The 22,252-nt window shown below is 51.8% G+C and carries 19 protein-coding genes and 6 pseudogenes; 7 read left to right on the forward strand and 18 right to left on the reverse strand.

The genetic code is table 11. The features are described from left to right. Nucleotides 1-121: 121 nt before the first annotated feature. A complete protein-coding gene (locus KQP84_RS17465; RefSeq protein ID WP_215847483.1) occupies nucleotides 122-313 on the reverse strand; it encodes a YaiA family protein in 192 nt (63 codons plus the stop codon). Nucleotides 314-429: 116 nt separating this feature from the next. Then, complete coding sequence (gene aroL, locus KQP84_RS17470) at nucleotides 430-954, reverse strand: shikimate kinase AroL (protein WP_215847484.1); 525 nt, start codon at nucleotides 952-954, stop codon at nucleotides 430-432. 284 nt (nucleotides 955-1,238) lie between these two features. Between aroL and KQP84_RS17475 the strand changes: the two are divergent. Further along, nucleotides 1,239-1,906 (forward strand): annotated as a pseudogene (locus KQP84_RS17475) (DUF2076 domain-containing protein). A gap of 2 nt (nucleotides 1,907-1,908) precedes the next feature. Here the strand turns inward: KQP84_RS17475 and KQP84_RS17480 are convergent. From KQP84_RS17480 to KQP84_RS17490, 3 genes and pseudogenes are all read right to left on the reverse strand, one after another. After that, nucleotides 1,909-2,358, reverse strand: a complete 450-nt coding sequence (locus KQP84_RS17480; protein WP_215847485.1) for a YaiI/YqxD family protein — start codon at nucleotides 2,356-2,358, stop codon at nucleotides 1,909-1,911. 9 nt (nucleotides 2,359-2,367) lie between these two features. Continuing rightward, a pseudogene (locus tag KQP84_RS17485) lies at nucleotides 2,368-2,810 on the reverse strand (DUF421 domain-containing protein). A 9-nt stretch (nucleotides 2,811-2,819) separates the two neighbouring features. Further along, complete coding sequence (locus KQP84_RS17490; RefSeq protein ID WP_215847486.1) at nucleotides 2,820-3,329, reverse strand: hypothetical protein; 510 nt, start codon at nucleotides 3,327-3,329, stop codon at nucleotides 2,820-2,822. 91 nt (nucleotides 3,330-3,420) lie between these two features. Here KQP84_RS17490 and proC point away from each other — a divergent pair, with 91 nt between their 5' ends. After that, nucleotides 3,421-4,233, forward strand: a complete 813-nt coding sequence (proC, locus tag KQP84_RS17495; protein WP_215847487.1) for a pyrroline-5-carboxylate reductase — start codon at nucleotides 3,421-3,423, stop codon at nucleotides 4,231-4,233. A 235-nt stretch (nucleotides 4,234-4,468) separates the two neighbouring features. Here the strand turns inward: proC and KQP84_RS17500 are convergent. From KQP84_RS17500 to KQP84_RS17515, 4 genes and pseudogenes are all read right to left on the reverse strand, one after another. Next, nucleotides 4,469-5,994, reverse strand: a pseudogene (locus KQP84_RS17500) (FAD-dependent oxidoreductase). A 306-nt stretch (nucleotides 5,995-6,300) separates the two neighbouring features. Then, on the reverse strand, nucleotides 6,301-6,603 hold the full coding sequence (locus KQP84_RS17505) for a PsiF family protein (RefSeq protein ID WP_215847488.1): 303 nt from the start codon (nucleotides 6,601-6,603) through the stop codon (nucleotides 6,301-6,303). Between the two features lie 120 nt (nucleotides 6,604-6,723). Beyond that, nucleotides 6,724-6,978 (reverse strand): anti-adapter protein IraP, encoded by a 255-nt coding sequence (gene iraP, locus KQP84_RS17510; protein ID WP_215847489.1) that lies wholly within the window; start codon nucleotides 6,976-6,978, stop codon nucleotides 6,724-6,726. A gap of 209 nt (nucleotides 6,979-7,187) precedes the next feature. Beyond that, nucleotides 7,188-7,343 (reverse strand): hypothetical protein, encoded by a 156-nt coding sequence (locus KQP84_RS17515; protein WP_215847490.1) that lies wholly within the window; start codon nucleotides 7,341-7,343, stop codon nucleotides 7,188-7,190. Between the two features lie 263 nt (nucleotides 7,344-7,606). Here KQP84_RS17515 and KQP84_RS17520 point away from each other — a divergent pair. Then, a pseudogene (locus tag KQP84_RS17520) lies at nucleotides 7,607-10,743 on the forward strand (beta-galactosidase). On the opposite strand, the gene KQP84_RS17525 reads toward KQP84_RS17520, so the two are convergent. Further along, a complete protein-coding gene (locus tag KQP84_RS17525) occupies nucleotides 10,625-11,899 on the reverse strand; it encodes a multidrug efflux MFS transporter (protein WP_215847491.1) in 1,275 nt (424 codons plus the stop codon). The pseudogene KQP84_RS17520 and the gene KQP84_RS17525 overlap by 119 nt on opposite strands. 436 nt (nucleotides 11,900-12,335) lie before the next feature. On the opposite strand from KQP84_RS17525, the gene KQP84_RS17530 reads away from it, so the two are divergent. Continuing rightward, entirely contained in the window at nucleotides 12,336-12,587 is a 252-nt protein-coding gene (locus KQP84_RS17530) for a biofilm development regulator YmgB/AriR family protein (protein ID WP_215848328.1), read from the forward strand. Between the two features lie 15 nt (nucleotides 12,588-12,602). Here KQP84_RS17530 and KQP84_RS17535 read toward each other — a convergent pair whose 3' ends face one another. The 3 genes from KQP84_RS17535 to KQP84_RS17545 form a co-directional block, all read right to left on the reverse strand. Further along, nucleotides 12,603-12,890: a hypothetical protein gene (locus tag KQP84_RS17535; RefSeq protein ID WP_215847492.1), complete on the reverse strand. Its 288-nt coding sequence runs from the start codon at nucleotides 12,888-12,890 to the stop codon at nucleotides 12,603-12,605. 191 nt (nucleotides 12,891-13,081) lie between these two features. Next, the gene (locus KQP84_RS17540; RefSeq protein ID WP_215847493.1) at nucleotides 13,082-13,378 is read right to left on the reverse strand and encodes an I78 family peptidase inhibitor; all 297 of its coding nucleotides are present in this window, start codon (nucleotides 13,376-13,378) and stop codon (nucleotides 13,082-13,084) included. Between the two features lie 300 nt (nucleotides 13,379-13,678). Further along, on the reverse strand, nucleotides 13,679-16,282 hold the full coding sequence (locus tag KQP84_RS17545) for a bifunctional diguanylate cyclase/phosphodiesterase (protein WP_215847494.1): 2,604 nt from the start codon (nucleotides 16,280-16,282) through the stop codon (nucleotides 13,679-13,681). Between the two features lie 218 nt (nucleotides 16,283-16,500). On the opposite strand from KQP84_RS17545, the gene KQP84_RS17550 reads away from it, so the two are divergent. The 3 genes from KQP84_RS17550 to KQP84_RS17560 all read left to right on the forward strand — a co-directional run bounded on the left by KQP84_RS17550 (nucleotide 16,501) and on the right by KQP84_RS17560 (nucleotide 17,768). Further along, nucleotides 16,501-17,151: a CPBP family intramembrane glutamic endopeptidase gene (locus KQP84_RS17550; protein ID WP_215847495.1), complete on the forward strand. Its 651-nt coding sequence runs from the start codon at nucleotides 16,501-16,503 to the stop codon at nucleotides 17,149-17,151. Between the two features lie 116 nt (nucleotides 17,152-17,267). Next, entirely contained in the window at nucleotides 17,268-17,438 is a 171-nt protein-coding gene (locus tag KQP84_RS17555) for a hypothetical protein (RefSeq protein WP_215847496.1), read from the forward strand. Between the two features lie 99 nt (nucleotides 17,439-17,537). Further along, complete coding sequence (locus tag KQP84_RS17560) at nucleotides 17,538-17,768, forward strand: hypothetical protein (RefSeq protein ID WP_215847497.1); 231 nt, start codon at nucleotides 17,538-17,540, stop codon at nucleotides 17,766-17,768. Nucleotides 17,769-17,884: 116 nt separating this feature from the next. Here KQP84_RS17560 and yniD read toward each other — a convergent pair whose 3' ends face one another. The 5 genes and pseudogenes from yniD to lldP form a co-directional block, all read right to left on the reverse strand. Further along, on the reverse strand, nucleotides 17,885-17,992 hold the full coding sequence (gene yniD, locus KQP84_RS25485; RefSeq protein ID WP_243078445.1) for a small membrane protein YniD: 108 nt from the start codon (nucleotides 17,990-17,992) through the stop codon (nucleotides 17,885-17,887). A gap of 125 nt (nucleotides 17,993-18,117) precedes the next feature. Next, entirely contained in the window at nucleotides 18,118-18,546 is a 429-nt protein-coding gene (locus KQP84_RS17565; protein WP_215847498.1) for an OsmC family protein, read from the reverse strand. Between the two features lie 58 nt (nucleotides 18,547-18,604). Next, complete coding sequence (gene lldD / locus KQP84_RS17570) at nucleotides 18,605-19,792, reverse strand: FMN-dependent L-lactate dehydrogenase LldD (RefSeq protein WP_215847499.1); 1,188 nt, start codon at nucleotides 19,790-19,792, stop codon at nucleotides 18,605-18,607. Beyond that, nucleotides 19,789-20,576 (reverse strand): annotated as a pseudogene (lldR, locus tag KQP84_RS17575) (transcriptional regulator LldR). Before lldR ends, lldD begins: the two are co-directional and overlap by 4 nt. Beyond that, a pseudogene (gene lldP / locus KQP84_RS17580) lies at nucleotides 20,573-22,227 on the reverse strand (L-lactate permease). The pseudogenes lldR and lldP overlap by 4 nt, the downstream one beginning before the upstream one ends. Between the last annotated feature and the right edge of the window lie 25 nt (nucleotides 22,228-22,252).

The raw sequence follows: 22,252 nt of genomic DNA on the forward strand, positions 1-22,252 counted from the left end.
TGAAGATAAAAAGCAGGACAGGATGCAGTAATAAATGAGAAATACGAGAAATTAAAGTAAATACACAGAGGGCAATGACGAGAGGAAACAGTTGACTGGCATCCTTGCCAGTGGAATTGCCTTACTCTTTTTCCACATCTTCATAACGGTCTTTAGCGTCTTGCGCTTCAGCTTCCGATTTATGTTCGCTAATGAGCGTATTGGGTGTGGGATGGTCGGCACGCAATTCATACCAGGTTACCTTGCTGTCTTCTGCGCCTTTATCGACGGGCACAATACGCGCTTCGCGTGGATACGGTGGTCTTGTTGGCATAATCAGTCCCTCTTGGCTAAATAGCATTCCACAAGACAGGCAATTGCCTGTCAGAAAGCAAGTATAGTCAAACGAGAGCAAAGGTAACTAAAACAGGGAAAAATCTGAGGGTTAGATCAGCTCGCGCGTGCCAGTGAAAGTGATTGCAAAATCTCCTCAACAACAGATTCGGGCAGTTGCATGGCGTTCACTTCATGATGTGCGGCGGCGCGATAAAGATGCGCGCGTTCACGTAATACATCGCTCATCTCTTCCGCAATTGGGCGGCCCGTTAGCGTTGGACGCTGCCCCGCTTCTGGCTGGTTTTCCAGGCGTTCAGCCAACACTTCGGGCGGTGCGCTTAACCAGATAACCCGGCCATTTTCGCGCATAAAGCGGCGATTCGCTTCCGCTAACACCATGCCGCCGCCAGTGGCGATAATCGTGCCGGGTGCGGTAACCGCTTTAAGTGATTCACTTTCGCGTGCACGGAAACCTTCCCAACCCTCTTCCGCCACCATTTCCGTTACGCTGCGCTGTGTAACAAGCTGCAAGTGATGATCGGTGTCGCAGAAAGCGTAGCCCAGCGCCTGCGACAGTGCTTCGCCAACGGTGGTCTTGCCGCAACCGCGTGCGCCAATCAGAAAGATGGGTAGTGACATCAGGGCAGTTCCTCCGCCGTGGCAGCCCAGAGCGGCTGTGCGTTCAGCTCAATAATGCGACGCATAATAACCGGATTTTATTATCACCTCCACCTATCAAGCATCAATTGCGTGGTAGATGCAGGAGATTGAGAATAATCTTTTGAAATCGTTAGAATAGTTGATGCACGTTTTGTGCATGAGCACTCAACCCTTACCTTCGCAACATTTACTTACTGACCGTCATTTTACTTTAACCATGCTGGCCCTCATATACTTATATGAGTCGCAACAGGAGAGTCATCATGCAACGCGAAGAGCAACAACTTATTGATGGGCTGTTTAGCCGTTTAAAACAGGCTGAAAGTCAAACCACAGCGCGCGATGCCGCCGCTGAACAACTGATTAAGCAACATCTACAGGAACAGCCAGGCGCACCTTATTACATGGCGCAGGCGATTTTGATTCAGGAGGCGGCGCTGAAAAAGCTGAATGAGCGCGTCACTGAATTGGAAAATCGTGTTGCTCAACAGCAACAGCAGCCCCAGCAGAGCAGCGGTGGATTCCTTTCAGGATTATTTGGCGGGCATTCACGCCAGGAATCCCCTGCACCACAGCAGCCGCCAGTCTGGAACAACGCGCCACAACAGCAGCCACCGCAATATGCCAATGCACCGGCAGCACGCGGCACCGGTTTTCTCGGCGGCGCGTTACAAACCGCTGTGGGCGTGGCGGGGGTGTGGTAATGGCAGACATGTTAACCAGCATGTTCCACCATTCTCAGCCAGAGGAGATTGTGAACATCATCAACGAGCCGCCATTGCCGGACGTGAACAACAATCTCGATACCTTTAACGGAGGCGATCAGCAATCATTCCTTGATCAAAACAGTGGCTGGGATAACAACTTCGCCGACAACAATGATTTTAATGACGTTGGCGGCGATGATTTCGACGACGACAGCTTCGTCTAATCTCAGCGTTTTTGCTGCCTGAGCCAGCTATCCAGCTCATTCGCAAACTGTTGGCGGTCACGCGGACTCATCGCCGCTGGGCCGCCGGTTTGCACACCGCTGGCGCGCATCGTATCCATGAAATCACGCATAGTCAGCCGTTCACGAATCGTTGCCTCTGAATAACGCTCACCGCGTGGATTCAGCGCCGCAGCACCTTTTTCAATAATCTCTGCGGCCAGCGGAATATCAGCCGTGATCACCAAATCGCCTGGCTCTGCGCGTCTCACGATTTCATTATCCGCCACGTCAAAACCGGCGGGCACTTGAAGTGTGCGCAAATAAGGCGACGGTGGTACGCGCAAAAACTGATTTGCAACAAACGTCACGGTGGTTTGGGTTCTGTCCGCCGCGCGGTACAGCACTTCTTTTATGACATTCGGACAAGCGTCGGCATCGACCCAAATAGACATCGCAGTTCCTTATTCTCGGGGAATGATGGAGATCTTGCCGTTCTTCTCCAGAATGGCAAATTTTATTTGATCCAGCCGCTCCAGTCCTTGCGAACTGCGTGCGCTTTGCAGAATGTCGTCTTCACTGATTCCCGCTTTTCGGGCACGCTGGGAAAGTAATTTCCCTCCTCAACCAGAATCAATGACGTTCCGTCGATCAACATTTCGACGCGGGGAAACCATGTTTTCAACATCCCAAACATAATATCAATCACAATCAGCGTGATGATGGTAATTGATGCACCGGTGATCGAGAAATCATCCCCCAATAACGCCTGCTGGGTAGCTTCACTGATGATCAACAGCAAAATCAGATCGAAGGAGGTCATTTCCATCAAAGTGCGTCGTCCGGCCACTTTTAGCACTACCATCAGCAGCAAATACATACTCGCCGCGCGCAATACTGTTTCCATGTCGTTCTCCTAGGGATAAACCAGTGAAGTCACTTTTACCTGGCTGTGATCGTCGAATTGCACTGTGAGCGGCAGTCGCCCATAACTTTGTGGCTGAACAGTTAACCAAACCGTAGCGTCTTGCTGACCGGCACGTCTTTGCCAGCGCAAAATCAATGTATTGGCGCTGCTCCATGCTTCATCAGGTTGAGGTTGAAGCGTCTGAATCGGCAGATCGCCGAGTTGCTCACCGCTCAGGGTGATTTGATAGTGATCGCCCTCCAGTTGATGCAGGTGAAAGGAAATATCCATGTTGCTGTCGCGGCGACCAAATCGCTCATATTCGACCTGCAAACGTTTATCACTGCTGCTTACCTGCTGCTCACTGAGGAATCCCTTTGAAAAAGCGCCGCAGGCTCCTGCAATAACAATCAACACCAACACGGCATACCCGAAGCGCTGGATGTGCCATTCAAGGCGTTGCCACAGCATGTCCTCTTTTACGGGATAGTCTCTACTGCGCTGTTCATCGTTCGACATCGTCTCTTCTCTCGGCGGCTGACTTGTTATTAATCCTGGCTGAAGTAAGCTAACACGCTAAGAAAATCGAATATTTCCTAAGGAGACGGCGATGTTAGAGAAGAAAATCGGGTTTATCGGCGGTGGCAACATGGCGAAAGCTATTATTGGCGGGCTGGTGAACAGCGGGAAAATTGCGCCGTCTAATATCTGGATATTTGACCGTAAACCGGAAACCAACCAGGCGCTGGCCGAACAACAGGGCATTAACGCGGCTGAGAGCGCTGAAGCGCTGGCACGCGAAGTCGACATTTTGTTTGGTGCCGTGAAGCCCAACGTGATTCTTAAAGTGCTAAAAGACCTGGCAGGACAATTGAAAAAGGATGCGCTGGTGGTTTCCATTGCCGCGGGTGTGACGCTGGATTCGCTGGCATCTGTGCTCGGTTATGACCGTAAAATCATTCGCGCCATGCCTAATACGCCCTCTTTGGTCAGTGAAGGCATGACGTCTGTAACGCCAAATGTGCTGGTTGAACAATCAGAGACAGATGAAGTGGTCGCGATCTTTGAAAGCTTCGGCAAAGCCGAGGTCGTTAACGAATATTTGATCCATTCTGTGGTGGGCGTGAGCGGATCGGCGCCTGCTTATGTTTTCATGTTTATTGAAGCGATGGCAGATGCTGCCGTGCTCGGCGGAATGCCGCGCGCGCAGGCGTATCAGTTTGCGGCACAAGCTGTGAAAGGTTCTGCACAGATGGTATTAGAAACCGGTAAACATCCAGGCGAGCTAAAAGATATGGTCTGCTCACCCGGCGGTACCACCATAGAAGCGGTAAAAGTGCTGGAAGAGAAAGGTTTCCGCGCTGCCGTTATTGAAGCGATGCAGCAATGCATGGCGAAGTCTGAAAAGTTAAGTCGAGGATAGCGTTTTAAACCGCCATAAACCTTTTGATATGTGGTTTCAGCAGGGTGCGCAGCCCAGTGAAGTTGCATTCCCCAGTCGCGCCTTCTCCATATAAAAATGGAGACGGCGCACTGTGAGAAAAAGCATCCGCCTGGATGCGAAAGCCAAGGCTCCATAGACGAATTTATGCCGTCTTTACGCAATCGCGTGTCATCACCCTCTGAAACGCACGTTTTGGACGTTAACCCATTTCACGCTACGAGTGACTCTCTTCCAGCAACGCCAACCCTTCCTGCATCGTCATCGGTTGCTGCATAAGCGCAACGAATTTCGCCGATAACGTATACATGCCACATGAACTCACCGCCGCTAATTGCCCCTGCTTCCCGTAAAAGGCCATGAAGTTTTTGTCTTCAAGCGAGCCAACCAATTTATATTCGTCCCACTCTTCAGCATGACCCACGTAATCATAGCGGGTGGCAAATTGCGTGGTCCAAAAGAACGGAACACGGTCGTATACGATGGCGTAATCCAGCATATTTTTGGCCGCAATACGGCCTTGCTGATGCGCTACGCGATAGTGCTCAATACGCAGCGGGCCTTGTGCCGAAGGATAGGTTGCGATGTCACCCGCCACCCAAATATTTTCTGCCACCCGTAATTGGTCATCGGTTTGCAGGCTGCCATCTTCCTGTAGCGGTAAATCATGAATAAATGAGGTGGCAGGTTTGATACCGGTGGCAAATAACACCACATCAGCGGCAATAATTTTACCGTCTTTTAAACGCAGACCGGTGACGTGATGCTCACCTTCCAGCGACGCTATTTCGCCTTCAATAAATTTCACGCCGTTGGATTTATGCAGGTTATAGAAATAGTTACCGATCTCTTCACCAAACGTTTTGGCAAAAGGAACAGAATGACGAGCCAACACCGTTACATCGATGTCGCGGTTGCGTAACGCCGAAGCCAACTCCATACCGATAAAATTATTGCCGATAATCACAATTTGCTGGCTTTCATCCACCTCTTTCAGCAGCGTGTCTGTCTGGCGCCGACTACGGAGCAGATGCACACCGGCTAAATCATTGCCGGGCAAATCGGGTTTAACCGGAACGCCACCGCTGGCAATCAGCAGCTTATCGAAGCTGAGTTCGCCGCCCTCACTAAAAATCAGACGCTGCTGTTTGCTGTCGATACGCGCAACGTTGGCGTGAATGCGCTCGATATGCTCCAGTACATCGCCCTTGAGCAGTTGAGGTACCTCGTTGATATCCATTTTTCCCGAGGGCACAAATTTGGTCAGCGCAGTCCGATCGTAAGGCGCGTCCTCTTCGCGCTCCACTAACACCACGCGCCCTTTGAAACCTTCATGACGCAACGTCCAGAGCGCTGCGCTGCCGGCAGCGCCTCCCCCAACACCACATAGACCGGCGACGCTGCGCCGCTGCCAATCGGAGCGGCTGGCGACATCGCTTTGGGATTGACTAAGACTTGGCCATTCTCAATGCGCAGCGGATATTGCTTGAGATCGGCGAGCGCCAGGGGATCACACATTTTGCCGTCCGCAATGTTAAACACCGCTTTATGCCATGGGCAAACCAGCTTGTCGCCGCAGAGGGCACCTTGCTCTAAAGGTGCGCCAGCATGAGGACATTTGGCTTGATAAGCGTGAACATTCTCTCCGTCACGAATCAGCAGCACTTCGGTTTCACCTAATTTCTTTTTAGTCGGCTGACGTTGCGGCAGATCTTTCAAGGCGACAATAAATTGATAATTCACGACATGGCTCCTTTCGCTGTTTTCATTATTAATTACGCAGTCGTAAGCGAACCGCTGCGTAATACCCTACAAACAGTAAGTGTGGCAAAAAATTCAGCGAACCATTGTCTGAATATAAAAATCATCGGCTAATTATTTGTTTATAATGGGTTTTTAACGAAGCATGCAATTAAGACGTGGCGAATGACGTAGCAGAGGAATACGCTTTTTCAAAATAAAAAAACGGCTACCCAGGCAGCCGCTGTTTTTATGACTCAATCAATTCGCGTCGCAGCAAGGCGTCACACTTGAAAAAGATCGTACCGATTAACTCTTTTTCAAACACTGACTCATATACGTTTTGCGTGCTTCACCCGCCAGTTTTTTATCTCCAGCGTCACTATTACAGGATTTCATTTTCATTTGCTGTGGCGTCATGCTGGATAACTTACTCTCTTTTTTCAGACAATCGCTCATAAAGGTTTTACGGGCATCGCCTTTGAGATCTTGCGAACTGGCGTGTTGATTACACATTGTCATTTTTTCCTGCTGCGGCGTTTTTTCTGCCGCGCTGGCAGCCGCGCTCATCAATAAGCCTGCCGTTACCATCGCCATCAAACAGCCTTTCATTATCGTTGCTCCATTGTGAGTAGACTTGATAAGTCTGGCAGGAGATAAGCAAAGCGGAGGGTTTTTAAATAATAATGATGAGAAGATCGCAAAATAGGCAACAGGGTATGCTGTTTGGCATTATATACGCGGATGTTTAAGCAACTTGTCGACGTAATTACGCAACAAAACGGCGTTTTCATCAGAAGCATCAACACCGGCACTGAACATTGCGCTTTCAATACCGGCGGCAATCGACTTTTGCTGATCAAGCTCCATCTTACGCAGCATCGCCGTCACCACAATTTCCAACGCTTCAATTTGCGCAACCAGCTCTTTAGACGCTTCTTCTTTTTCCGCGAGCTTATCCAGTAATTCAGCAATAAGGTATTTCATGCTGTTGCCTCAATGATAAGGAAACGCTGAACTTATCACCCGTCAGATTAAAAAAAAGCGCTTTTTTCACTGTTTTCTTAGCGCGTTAAAATAAAAAAATATCAAAACAAAAATTTATTTTCTTAATAGATAAGGAGCGAAACGTTTGCTTAATAATAAGGCAGCAAGTTAAACGTTTCGCTCGCGGTTAAAGGTGCTCTATTTACACATTAGCGTGGATCGACAAAACCGCGACCCGGGCCGCCGCCGTGACCACCACCATGTCCGCCGCCCCAACCGCCCCCGCCGCCTGGTGGTGGGAAAATACATCCGCTCAACGCGGTAACCAATGCCACAACAGCAGCCAGCTTAACAATTCGTACCATATCAACCTCAAGGTGGAGAAAACGGGCTGAGTGTATGAGCGCGCTGAAATGCCGACAAGAGAGAATACTCTGACTCCCGCCACTATTAATCTTTGCTGACCAGGCTTAACGAATTACTGGCAGTAAAACGACAAAAAGCCAACATCCCACAAAGGGAATACGCATCCAAAACGGCAGAACTTTGCTTAAATCGTTATGAGAAGCGCTTTACAGTGAGCGCAATTTTACGCATTGTGAGCGCAATACATTTACAGGATATTATCATGTCGATTGCTCAAGCTGCTTTTGGTGAAATCATTGCCCGCCGTGATTGGGAGAATCCGGTGGTGACCTCGCTGCATCGACTGGATGCTCACCCCCTTTTCTGGCTGGCGTCATGAACTGGCTGCACGCGATGACCTTCCCTCTCTCGCCATGCAAAACCTCAATGGGCAATGGACATTCAGCTATTTCAGCCAGCCAGAAGCAGTTCCGCAGAGCTGGTTGCTACAGGATCTGGCGGATGCAAAAACGTTACCGGTTCCTGCTAACTGGCAAATGCATGGCTACGATGCGCCCATCTATACCAATGTGCAGTATCCCATCCCCGTCAATCCTCCTTATGTTCCTAAAGAGAATCCAACGGGATGCTACTCGCTCACATTCAATCTTAACGACGAGTGGCATGGCGTGGGACAAACGCGCATCATCTTCGATGGCGTAAATTCTGCTTTTCACCTCTGGTGCAACGGAAAATGGATAGGTTATTCGCAGGACAGTCGGTTGCCTGCTGAATTTGATCTCAGCTCTGCGCTACAACCTGGTAAAAATCGCCTTGCGGTGATGGTGCTGCGCTGGAGTGACGGCAGCTATCTGGAAGATCAGGATATGTGGCGCATGAGCGGTATTTTCCGCGATGTCACTTTGCTACATAAGTCTGAAGTGCATCTGGCAGATGTGCAGCTTGAAACGCAACTCAGCCCGGAGTTCTTTAGCGCCACCCTTTGCGCGCAGGTAAAAGTCGCCCTGTCGTTGGCGTCGCATGAAGATTATCACCTGCGTCTGACGCTGTGGCAGGGCGAACAGCAAATCGCTCAATGTGTGCAAGCGCTGGGTAGCGCGATCATTGATGAGCGTGGACATTATCCCGAACGCGCCCTGCTGCGCTTGCGGGTTGAGCAGCCGCGCTTATGGAGCGCCGAAACGCCGCACCTTTATCGCGCCACGTTAGCGTTACTGGATGAGAACGATCAGGTGCTGGATGTGGAAGCGTATGATGTCGGCTTTCGCTCTGTCACCCTTGATAATGGCCTGCTGTGTCTGAACGGCAAGCCGCTGTTGATTCGCGGCACTAACCGTCATGAACATCATCCGGTTACTGGCCAAGTCATTGACGAAGCGTCCATGCGCCGCGATATCGAACTGATGAAGCAGCACAACTTCAACGCTGTACGCTGCTCTCACTATCCTAATCATCCATTGTGGTATCGATTGTGCGATCGCTACGGTTTGTATGTGGTTGATGAAGCCAATATTGAAACCCACGGCATGCAGCCGATGAATCGCTTGTCTGACGATCCGCGTTGGTTCGCTGCCTATAGCGAACGTGTTACGCGCATGGTGCAGCGCGATCGTAACCATTGCAGCATCATTATTTGGTCACTGGGCAATGAAGCGGGTCACGGTAGTACACATGATGCGCTCTATCGCTGGGTAAAAAGCGCGGACTCAACGCGTCCGGTGCAGTACGAAGGCGGCGGTGCCGACACGGCGGCAACAGACATTATTTGCCCCATGTATGCCCGCGTCGATCAGGATCAACCTTTCCCGGCGGTGCCGAAATGGTCACTGAAAAAGTGGATTAGCCTGCCGGGCGAAACGCGACCGCTGATCTTGTGCGAATACGCGCACGCCATGGGCAACAGCTTGGGCGGATTCGCTAAATACTGGCAAGCCTTCCGCGAGTTTCCTCGGCTACAAGGCGGCTTCGTTTGGGATTGGGTTGATCAAAGTTTGACGCGCTACGATGATCAAGGCCAGTCTTGGCAAGCCTACGGCGGTGATTTTGGCGACAAACCGAATGATCGCCAGTTCTGCATGAACGGTTTGGTTTTTGCCGACCGTACCCCGCATCCCGCGCTGTTCGAAGCGCAGCGTGCTCAGCAGTTTTTCCAGTTCGCCGCGGAGGCGAACAATCCCTTCGCCTTCACCGTAAGCAGTGAATATCTGTTTCGCCCCAGCGATAACGAACAGCTTCTGTGGCGCATTGAACAGGCCGGCAAAGTTGTGGCTGAGGGCGATATTGCCTTAGCGATCCCGCCGCAAGGTCAACAACGCATTGAAATCACCCCACCTGACGATTTGCGCGATGAATGTTGGCTGAATGTCGCGGTGCATCAGATCAACGCAACAAGCTGGGCCGATGCGGGCTGGCGCGTGGCATGGGATCAATGGCCATTGCCAGCGGCGCTGAATTTGCCAACGTCAGATGATATCGGTTATCCGCCAGAGCTGGAATTTAATCACGATCTGGTTTCTGTCAGCCACCAGCAGCAGCGCTGGCATTTTTCACGCCGTAGTGGCGAGCTGGTGCAATGGTTTGTGAATGAGGAAGAAACGCTGTCTGTCGCCGCTGCGTGACTGCTTTATTCGCGCGCCGCTGGATAATGATATTGGCACCAGCGAAGCCGATCGCGTTGACCCGAATGCGTGGGTTGAGCGGTGGAAATCGGCGGGCTATGACCAAATGGAAAGCAGCATCGAATCTATGCAGATCGACGCGCTAAAAGATGCGGTGCAAATCGACACGCTACACAGCTGGCGCGCCAATGGGCAGATCGCTTTTATCAGCCACAAGCGTTATCACATTAATGCCCATGGTGAGATGCAGGTCAGCGTTTCTGTGCAGCAGGCCCCAGGTTTGCCCTCGCCTGCCCGCATCGGTTTGCGTTGTCAATTGAGTCAGATGGCTGAAAAAGTGGAATGGCTGGGTTTGGGACCGCATGAGAATTATCCCGATCGCCAGCTCGCCGCACAGTTCTCGCGCTGGCAACTGCCTGTAGACTCTCTTTATACGCCCTATGTGTTTCCCAGCGAAAATGGCTTGCGCGGTGGCACGCGGCAGCTCAATGCCGGCAGTTGGCAAGTGAACGGCGATTTTGCTTTCTCGCTGAGCCGCTTTAGCCTTGAGCAATTGCGTGAGGCTTCACATCGCCATCTGCTACAACCTGAAACCGGCTGTTGGCTGCATTTGGATGCTGCGCATATGGGCTTGGGCGGTGACGATTCCTGGAGCCCCAGCGTTAGCCCCGAGTTTTTGCTGACTCAGCAACGCTGGCACTATGTTCTGACGTTTCGTCAACAGGCTGCGGTAAATGGGTTTTTGGCCGACGGTAAAAACGACGCAGGAAAATCACATTAATCAATACCACCATGGCGGTGGCAAAGAAAACCCAACGATAACCGGCCAGCGCGGACACCGCTGCGCCGAGCATCGGCCCGGCCACATTGCCCAAATACATAAAAGATTGGTTATAACCGAAGATGCGGCCGGTGATGTTGTCGCGGGAATGACGTACCAACAGCGTCTGCACCGCAGGCATCATTGCGCCATCGGCAAAACCAAGCAGAAAGCGCAATATGCCCAACTGCGTCGCATTGGTGACAAACGACATGCCGATAAACAGCAGCAGCGAAATTACCATTGTCGCGAGCAGGATACGCTGCGTGCCGATGCGATCGCCGAGTCGTCCTAAACGCGGAGCAGAGAGCAAAGCGGAAATGCCAGGCAGCGCGGCGATAAAGCCGCTGAGAAAAGCGATGTTTTCTGCGCCAGGGGCCAGTTCGCGAACAAACAACGTTAAGATCGGGTTCACCGATCCGTTACACATTTGAATAACCATGGTGGTGAAGAACAAGCAGATCATTAGTTTAGGATTATCCAGCGTGGCAAAAACCTGCCGGGCGTTGAGCTTGTCCTTTTTACTGATGGGTATGTAGCCGGTTTCTTTAATGAGAAATAACGTGACAAAAAAGCTGATCATCAACAGCACGGCGGTGATGATAAAAACCAGGCGTAGACCCACCCAATCCGCCAGCAATCCGCCAATCAGCGGCCCAAGGATCACACCGCCAATTTGACCGGTTGAGACACAACTCAACGCCCAGCCGCTGCGCTCGCGCGGCACCTGTGCCGCCACCAGCGCCATTGCATTAGGAATGTAGCCTGAAGTCAGCCCCATCAAGGCACGCAACAGCAAAAGCTGCCACGCCTGTGTCACAAATGCCTGTAGCAGAATCACCAAACCCATGCCAAACGCGGCGCGCAGCAGCATCAGTTTGCGTCCTTTACGATCCGCCAAACTCCCCCACAGTGGCGCAACGGCGGCGGATACCACAAACGTGATGCTGAATGTCAAACCTGACCACAAACTCAGTGAATCCGCATCTTTGATACCGAGCTGTTCGATATAGAGTGGCAGAAAAGGAATGATCTGGCTGATCGCCAGTCCAGTGAAAAAACAACCAAACCAGACCGAAATCAGGTTTATTTTCCAGGGTTCTAATGAGCGGGGCATGATCAGGTGACTTGCAGGAGATATGAGGAGCCAGTTTAACAACGGCTTAACCGTGCTGAGCGGCAAAACATGGCACGTAATGCAAAACGCGGTTTTCCCCTAAGATTTGCGAATCTGCCTCGTGCATATTTTCTTCCTGTCTGTTTTCTTAGAGAGATTATGTGCAAAAACAATCATTCACTCTTCTGACTATTAATGCCGCAGTCATCACTATGAAAAAATATTTCAGGCTGTTACTGACAATTACGCATGACAGTTCTATGTTTAAAAAACCGCCAGTCTCGTGCGGTGCGTCGGCTATTCTTGCCAGCGCGACGTTCTCATACCGGGTGACGCCAATGTCCCTGCGATCCTGAGAACCCAAGACGTAAAACCGCGTTTATGCGCATCGCGCCCTATCGTGATGTGCATGGCGTTGTCTTAGCGGAGGTGGATGATGAGAGTGCAACCAAACAGCGCCAGCCGTGCTATCACCGACTATTTCAACAGCCCTGACTGGAACGCGCCGCCAGAATCCGATCTGCTGGCTGCCATCCTGCGTGAATTAATGGAAGCCGGACAACCTGCCACTAATAAAGCAATTATTGCGCGCGTTATCGATAAGCTGGAGTTTGAAGGGGACGAAAAGCGCCTGCAAAATTATCGTACTTTACTGGCGCAGTTAATTGAAACGCGGCCACAAGAGTAAGTCGCCGCTGGCAGATTATTTCACGACGCGAAGGGTATCCGCTTCGCTGACGCTGGCTTTACCGCTGCTGCGTTGATAGAGACACAACTCGCGCCCACGCTGATTATTCATGTGCGGTTGCGGATAACGTCCCTGAAGCAGCAAGACGCTGTAGCCGACGCTGTCGTCATACTCAATTGCCTTTCCGACTACGCTCACCTGCTTGAGGGTGCTGGCCTTGAGACAGGCTTGCTGCATATCCACTTTACTTTGCTGCCACGCAGCGTCGCTGGCGGCCATCGCCAGCGGACTTGCTAACAGCATTAATGGCAGGATGATTTTTTCACATTCGCCTCTTCTACCGACATGAAATCGGATAAAAAAATTCCCGCCGGAGCGGGAATAAACAAGACGAGCATTGCATAACGAGAGTGACGAGGAAATCTCTATCGTGCGGAGCTATCCTCGCCTGCAGCCATGACAGCTTTATGACAATACCCGATATTTTTCACGCTTTAGCCGCAGTAAACCCGACTAATGTTGCCACTCTTGTCTGCCATAAAATTCAGGCGATTGAGTTTGAAATCCATGGTTACCGCCGAGTTGTAGGGAATGGCGCGAACCTGATGATCGAATCGTTGGCTATTCACCGAAGATAACGGCTTGCCGACATAGTCTTGATACTGTGAAGCACCGCAAAGATCGCTTTCTGGATCTTGAGCCACCGCAGCGGTTTCGGGTTTACTGGCTGACTGGCATGCCGTTAAGGCAAAGAAGCCCATCACAACCAGCGCTTTTCCATAATGATTCACGTTTGATCTCCTCTTGGACGTGTTAACCCTGAACCAAAGAGTAGCAAAGCGTGCCCGCAAGCGAAAATCTTGACCAGCAGACTTGTCGCGTTCTTTAAAAATTGAAAGCGGCAAGGAAAGATGAGTCGTAAAAATTTAAGCGGCCGGGATCACATATTTTCAGAAAAATCGCACTTGCAGTCTAAAAACAGATCACCCAGCCGCTAAAATTACTTAAGACTTTTCTGAGGTAATCATTATGGAACTTGCAATCTTTATTGGCTTCGCTGCCTTGATGACGTTTGTCGCCATTAAAGTTCGTTAAGCCTGCTCCCGGTTGTTCTGGGTTGTTCTCTCCAGAAGCGTGCTGAAGGCTGCGAGTGGCATCGGGCGGCCAAGAAAATAGCCTTGCCCTTCTTCACATGACAGTATTTTAAGCTGATTCAGTTGCGCTTCTGTTTCAATGCCTTCGGCGGTGATGGTGAGTGCAAAAGCGCGCGCCAGCGCGATAATGCCAGCGACCACCGATTGCGCCTGCTGCGATTCCGGAAAATCTTTCATCCACGAGCGGTCAATTTTCAAGCCGTTAAACGGAAAGGTTTTTAAATAACCCAGCGCGGCATAGCCCGTACCAAAATCATCTACAGTTAAACGTACGCCTAACGAACGCAATCCCTGCATCACTTCTAGCGCTTGCTGCGGATGTTCGAAAGTGACGTTTTCAGTTATTTCCAGTTCCAGCCGCGTTGCGGGCAACCCACTCTCTTTTAACACATTGGCTACCCGCTGCACTAAATCGGTGGTACGAAATTCAACGGGCGAAATGTTAACGGAAACATAACGGTCGCCACCCCACGCCAACGCATCTTCACAGGCTCGCTTCAATACCCAATCGCTGATCGTGGCGATTAAACCATTCTCTTCTGCCAGCGGAATAAATCGATCCGGCGTGATCCATTGATCAGGCGCAGTTTGCCAGCGAATAAGCGCTTCTGCGCCTGCCAGTTGTCCGCCAGAGAGTTGATAACGTGGTTGATAATGTAAACGAAACTCATCATTTTTCAGCGCTCGCTCAATGCGGCGCGCCATATCGCGCTTACTTTCGCGCAAGTTAGCCATTTCATTGGCGTACCAAACCCATTGATTGCGCCCCGATTCGCGGGCTTCATTTAGCGCGATGTCAGACATCCGCAGCAACGCTTCAGGATGGGCAGCATCCTGCGGTGCACAGGCAATACCCATGCTGGCAGTTAAATAGTGAACGTGCTGGCCGGTCGTAATCGGCTGCTGAACTTCATGCAGCAGCTGCGCACAGCGTTCATCAACTTTGTCACGATCCCCTTCGCGTAAAATCACGACAAACTCATCACCGCCGAGTCGCGCAGTCAGCTCATGGGGTCCTATACAATTTTTAATGCGCTGCGCCATCTGATTCAATACCAGATCACCCGCAGCGTGGCCCCAGGTTTCATTGATCGGTTTGAACTGATCCAGATCGATACTGATGATGGTGAGCGGAATATCCATGTTGAATTGTTCAAGATGGCTGGTGAGATACTCTTGCAACTGAAGCCGGTTTGGCAACCCGGTTAACACATCATGACGTGACAAGAACTGAATGCGCGCTTCCGCTTCCATGCCCTGAGTAATGTCAGAGACCGTGCCGCGAAAGCCGATGCATCTGCCATTGTGCCAGACCGTTTTAGCCACCAACTGACCAATACGACGATCGCCCTGTGCCGACATAAACTGGCAACGCAGCGGCATTTGCTGGGGTTCCGCTTCCTGACGCATCAGCCAGGTCACCAAAGAGTGGCTGGGATGGGTCAGCAAATGGTCGAGGTGTCTTCCTAGCCAAACGCTAATTTCATGGCCGGTTACGGTGTTGAAGCGAGACGACAAATAGATCAGCCGCCCTTCTTCATCGGTTTCCCAAATCCAGTCTGAAGCCGCTTCTGCCAGGTCACGAAAACGCGCCTCGCTGCTTGCCAACTCCTGCTGGCTGACCGCTAACATGGCGAATCGGCGATCGGATAATATCGCGTTGTGAAGCGCGTGGCGGCTTACCCGGCGAGTAATCCACGCGATAATGATGCCCATGATTAACAGCAACGGTAGCAGAAACCAGATTAACCCCATGCCGGGCATTTTTGGCGTCCAGCGTAAGACTAGCGGCTCGCCACCCGGCACCTCTTCCACCATTCGCGGCTCAATTTTGGCATCGACTTCGTTTTTGGCAAAACGCGGACTACTTACGCCAAGCGTGTCGCCTAACGCTTTTAGCTTGGCAGGCGTGAACACATTGACGAAAACCATCACTGATGGTGGCCCCGCTTTTTGCGGCAAGCCGGGCACTTTACCGGTAGTGATTGGCGCGGCGACGATAATAGCCGGCTGTCCATTCACCAGTGCATTGCGTGCTACCGCCGCATTATTCAATAAGCGTGCGTTGGCAATCAGCATCCGGCTGCTTTTTCCCAGCCAGGCTTCCAGCGAAACAGAACTCAGCTTACCGTCGATGACTGAATAGGTGGTGTGATCGTTGCCATCGACAACAAAAACGCCTTCATAATGGTATTCCTCATACAAACCCGGACCGAAGTTCTCTTCATCGAAGGCCCAGACTCTATTCATCGTGATGTGCAGATTACGCCAGGCTTCGCCCCAGAAAGCGTAATCGCGGATGTCAGTTATCATCGCCTCTTTACGCCCTACCCACGCTTGCTGCATCAATATCTGATCGTGTTCAACAGATAACTTGTTTTGATGCTGGGCAATGGTCAGCACCATCAGCATGGAAAGAAACAATACGCCGAACAACAGCAGTGTAAGCGTGCGTAGACTCCGCCGCGTAAAGCGAACAGTGCGATCTTCTGCTCCGTTTATAAAAGGACGCAGCTGCGGTTGCTGAGGTACAAAAGTCATTAAGAAAGCTCACAACAAAGCGAAAAGTTCGGTTCGGGATTCTGCCTGACAGCAAACTATGCTGACTTACCCGAATTCATTTCCTCAGTTATCGGCTCGGTGTGCTTGCGGTTTAGCCTAATAAGGTAAATTTGCGTACAAATATTGTCTTGTTGGGTGACTCGACAGCGATCAGGCGCGTTGTTACTATGCGCTAACCTTCGCTGGCTGGGTCGCTTATGAACACCAATTCCGACAGAGTGGCGCTGACGCTGTTTTACGTCGGCAGCTTTGTGGTCTATTACCTCGTGACTATGCTTATCACGCTGTTTCCTAACTATGGCGTGCTGCGTAATGACGGCTTATTGGTGCCGGTGCTCTGCCTGTTTGAATTTGCCGTGATCTATCCGCTTTATCGCTTCTATTGCCAGCGTCGTAGCGACCTGCCGCTGGGCGAATTACGTCCGCTGCAAACGCTGCTGTTTATTGGCGTACTGTTTATTTTAATGGCGGCGCAAACCCAATTTTTGCAGCCGGAAGGTTGGCTGGTTGAGCAGGCGCAGCAAGGACGTAATTCGCTGCTGATTTTGTTGCTAACGGCGGTGCTGTTAGCACCGGTGTTTGAGGAAGTCCTGTTTCGTGGTTTTCTGTTACAGGCATTTTTGCTGTGGGCACCACGCAGTCGCTTTGCCTGCATGTTGCTGACTTCACTGCTGTTCGCCATGATGCACACTCAGTATGTTCACTGGGAAACCATTATCGCGCTGACACTGTTTTCGCTGTTATTATGTTACGCCCGCCTGCGCAGCAACAGCCTGGCGCTGCCCATTTTCCTGCACACGCTAAACAATCTTATCGCGCTGCTTCCTGCCTGGTATTTCTCAGGTTAACGCTTTCACCGCTCAGGGTGATAATGCCTCGTCGACACGTTTGTCTATACTGGAACAGTAAAAGGGATATTAAGCACCACAGTCCGGACCACCAGACCGTGTAAAGGAGTCGAGCCATGTTGATAGGATTTGTATTGTTAGTCAGTGCTTGCGGCCATGATGCCTGTGATGCTTTACCGGTATCGGAACGGATTTATCCAACAAAAATCGATTGCGAACAGATGGCAAATCGCATCCATAAAGTACGGCCTAATGTGGTCCTGCTTTGTGGTGAAGTGCATCGTTAATGCAGGGCCAAAAATAACAAAGCGCAGCCGTTAAGTTGCAAGGTGGCGCTTTAGCGTACAAAATATAAGCTATTGTTCACTATTATCGTTGTGAATCCCATGAAAACATCACGCCCCCGTCGTCCAAACGGACGCTGGGTCTATTACATTTTGTATGACGGCATATTGTGGCCGTGCCCCGTTCGCTGGGAGTGGGAAAGCGGCTACGGCGGTTGGCTGCCTTTTTATTACTCACCGACATTTGAATTTGTGGCGGGCGATCCCAATAAGGCGTATCGCATTGCACGCAGTGACGTCCGTACTAAGCGTCGCGAAACGGAATATGTGTAGAGAGGATTACTGCCATTCCCACGGCAGCCAGGATGCTGTCAGTAAGTAATGAATGAGTTCGAGCAGCAAGACAACCATCACTAATACGCCCAGTTTATGGTTACAAGCCCATGATTTTAGGCCCATATCATCGCTGCCCAACGAATCAGCATTAACGCACCGCAGATACAGAGCAGAACCAGTACCATTTTCCAATACTTCTTCGCAGCTAAATATCGCGCCACCTTTATTTTCCTCTCAGCCAGAAAGCAAAAGATGCGCCCAAAGGCGCATCTGTTACGGTCAGTATCAGGACCGCGCTGATTTAGCATAACGCTCACGCCGTTAAAAGGCGACCCGCGTTACAGGCTTAGTTATTCAGGGTGTAGTCGAGAGTAATCTCAGCATTCAGAACCTGTGAAACTGGGCAGCCCGCTTTAGCTTTATTGATGATTTCATCAAATGTTGCGTTATCAATGCCTGGCAGTTCGATGGTGCTGGTCAGCGCCACCTTGGTGATCGCAAAACCTTCACCTTTCTTATCAAGAGAAACATCCGCCGTGGTATCAATGCTTTTCGGCGGAAAACCTGCTTCGCCTAACATCAGCGATAAAGCCATAGAGAAACACGCTGCGTGTGCAGCACCGATTAGCTCTTCTGGATTCGTGCCTTTTTCACCTTCAAAACGGGTTTTGAAACCATAAGGTTGCTGGCTCAGCACGCCGCTCTCAGTGCTTACTGTCCCTTTTCCCTTGATATCGCCTTCCCAATGCGCCGAACCTTTCTTATGAATGGTCATGTCATTCCTCCTGTTGGTAAAGAGGGTAAGTATAGACAATACATTCGATTTCGCCGGATCAGCTCACCGCACGCGGGCGAGCAGGTATGACTTGCTCATTGAGCAGCGCATTGGCCTGCACCAGTGAATCGCGGGTAATTTCACCGATCGATTTTGCGCCGGTCAGCGTCATCGCTACCCGCATCTCTTTCTCAATCAGGTTGAGCAGATTCTCCACGCCGCGCTGTCCGTGTGTTGCCAGCGCATAGATAAAGGCGCGGCCCAGCAGTACGGTATCTGCGCCTAACGCAATCATGCGCACCACATCAAGACCACTGCGGATGCCGCTATCGGCCAGAATCGCGATGTCACCTTTTACCGCATCGGCGATAGCAGGCAGCGCACGCGCCGAGGAGAGCACGCCATCCAGCTGGCGTCCGCCGTGGTTAGACACCACAATGCCATCCGCGCCAAAGCGCACCGCATCACGCGCATCTTCGGGGTCAAGTATCCCTTTAATCACCATCGGGCCATCCCAGAATTCACGAATCCACTCCAGATCCTTCCATGAAATAGAGGGATCAAAGTTGTTCGCCAGCCAGCCGATATAATCTTCCAGTCCGGTGGGTTTGCCGAGATAGGTAGAAATATTCCCGAGATCGTGCGGACGCCCCTGCATGCCGACATCCCACGCCCATTGTGGGTGCGTCACGGCTTGCCAGTAGCGACGCAGCGCCGCATGGTTGCCGCTCATGCCCGAATGCGCATCACGATAGCGTGCGCCCGGTGTTGGCATATCCACGGTGAACACCAGCGTGGAACAACCTGCAGCTTTGGCTCGCTCCAACGCGTTACGCATAAAGCCGCGATCGCGCAGCACATAGAGCTGGAACCACATCGGACGATTAATTGCCGGTGCCACCTCTTCAATGGGGCAGACGGAAACGGTCGATAAGGTAAAGGGAATGCCTTTCAGCGCCGCAGCGCGGGCAGCCTGCACTTCGCCACGCCGTGCATACATGCCGCATAAACCCACCGGTGCCAGCGCGACCGGCATCGACAACGTTTCATTAAACAATTTGGTTTCAAGGCTGAGATCAGACATGTTTTTTAAAATGCGCTGTCTTAGCGCAACGTCAGCCAGATCGTCCACATTGCGGCGCAGCGTGTGTTCGGCATAAGCGCCGCCATCAAGATAGTGAAACAGGAACGGCGGCAGAATACGTTGCGCGGCGGCGCGATAGTCACTGGCAGCAGAGATGATCATGAGTCGTTTTCCTTACGGTTGCTGAATTCGTTGCCCGGCAAGCGGGTTATGCGAGCCTGCCGCGCTTCATCTTCGTGCAGGCCCTTCATCGTGGTATGAACAAAGCCGAGATGCTGCATCGCCGCTTGCCGCGCCGCTTCAGCGTCACCGGCGAGAATGGCGTTGAGAATGGCCTGATGTTGTTCAGTCAGACGGGCGAAAATCACCGGCTGGATATACATCCGCTGGCGGCTTTGCATCACCGATGATTGCAACAAGTCAAAAAAGCCGCGCATGGTTTGTAGCAGCACCACGTTATGCGAAGCCTCCGCAATCGCCAGGTGAAAGCGTACGTCAGCTTGTGCTGCGAGATCGGGATCGTCGCTTTCGGTCATTTTGAGCGTGGCGTCAAACGCATATTGCAGCTTCTCTTTATCGGATTCGGTCGCGCGTAATGCCGCATGCCAGGCCGTGCTGGCTTCAATCGCGTGACGCGCTTCGAGAATGTCATAACGGTAATCGGGATCGTCCGCCAGTAACTGGCGAATAGGCGCAACGATGCGCTGTTCCGACCACGGCGCAAGCTGCTGACGCAGCCAGGTTCCCCGCCGCGTCGGCTGATCAACATACCGCTGCTGATCAGCTGCTGGATCGCCTCACGCAGAGACGATCGCGAAACGCCCAGTTCGGCAGATAACTGCCGCTCGGCAGGCAGACGCATGCCGGGTTCCAGCTGATGTTCGCTGATATACGCCTTTAGCCGTACCACCAGATGGGCCGCCAGCGGCGGCGTGTTCGCAGTCATGGAATCATCCACGGGAAGATGTAAGCCTGCAGCGTGGTAATGACGCCTACCATGCAGGTAAAGATGAGGCTGTGTTTAACCGTAAAGCGGAACAGATCGGACTCTTTACCGACCAGGCCCACTGCGGCGCAGGCGATGGCGATCGATTGAGGAGAAATCATCTTCCCGGTGACGCCACCGGTGGTGTTGGCGGCAACCAGCAACACATCTGAAACGCCAATCTGTTGCGCGGTAGTGGCTTGTAATGCGGCGAATAGCGCATTTGAGGAGGTATCCGATCCGGTAAGGAAGACGCCCAACCAACCCAAAAACGGTGAGAAAAAGGTAAAGGCTTGCCCCGTATGCGCCAGCGCTAAGGCCAGCGTGGCCGACAGGCCGGAATAGTTGGAGATAAAAGCAAACGCCAGCACCATGCCAATCGAGTAAATCGGTAACGCCAACTCTTTTAAGGTCTCGCCGAACGTCTGAATAGCCGCTTTCGGCTTCATGCGCAGGTAAGCAATCGCCACAATCGCTGCCAGCAAAATGGCGGTGCCGGTGGCAGAAATGATGTCGAATTTAAAGATTGCCGGATAGGGCGTGGCACTGTTCACTACCGGTGGCATGCGTTCCACCAGCGCATTCAGCAGCGGCACCGGCACGCTGAAGACCCAATCCGCTAGCGCCCCGCCTTTGGCAAACAGCGCTTTGAAGGGCGGAATGCTCCATAACGTTACGGTCGCGGTGAGAAACAGGAAAGGCATCCAGGCGCGGATCACCTGCCCAGCGCTGTATTTTTTGCGGGTCAGATCCTGATCAACCATCGATGCGCCAACATCGTTAAAACGAAAGATGCGAACCGGCTTCCAGCGACGCAGGAACAAGGTTAAACAGACCAGCGACGCCAGCGAAGAGATGATGTCTGGCAGTTCCGGGCCAAGGAAATTAGAGCTTAGAAACTGAGCAATCGCAAAGGATCCCCCGCCACCAGCACCGCTGGCCAGGTTTCTTTGACGCCACGCCAACCATCCATGATCGCCATGATCCAGAACAGAACGATGATGGTCAGTAACGGCAATTGGCGGCCGGCCATTTGCCCGATGGCGAAACTGTCCAGTCCGGTAACCTGCCCGGCAACAATAATTGGAATGCCCATCGCGCCAAATGCCACCGGCGCGGTGTTAACGATCAGGCATAAACCGGCGGCATACAGCGGATTAAATCCCAGGCCGACCAGTAGCGCAGCGGTGATCGCAACCGGCGCGCCAAAACCTGCAGCGCCTTCTAAAAACGCGCCAAACGAGAAACCGACAATCAGCATTTGCAGCCGTTGATCTGGCGTGATCGATAAGATCGAGGCGCGAATAATGTCAAACTGCCCGGTTTTAACCGAAATTTTGTAGACGAATACTGCTGCAACAATGATCCACGCAATCGGCCACAGACCATATAAAAAGCCATATCCCACCGACGCCAACGCTTGCCCGATTGGCATACGATAAAGAAACAGCGCCACCAGCAGCGCCAGACCCACGGTGATGGTCGCGGCGACATAGCCTTTCAGCTTCAGTTTTATCAGCGCGAAAAAGAAAAACAGAATCGGGATCAGCGCAACCAGGCTAGATAGCCAAATATTGCCGAGCGGATCATAATTTTGTTGCCACATCTGCATGCGGGTATCTCCAGAGGAAAGCCAG

This window comes from Candidatus Pantoea bituminis (genome assembly GCF_018842675.1).
Lineage (GTDB): Bacteria > Pseudomonadota > Gammaproteobacteria > Enterobacterales > Enterobacteriaceae > Pantoea > Pantoea phytostimulans.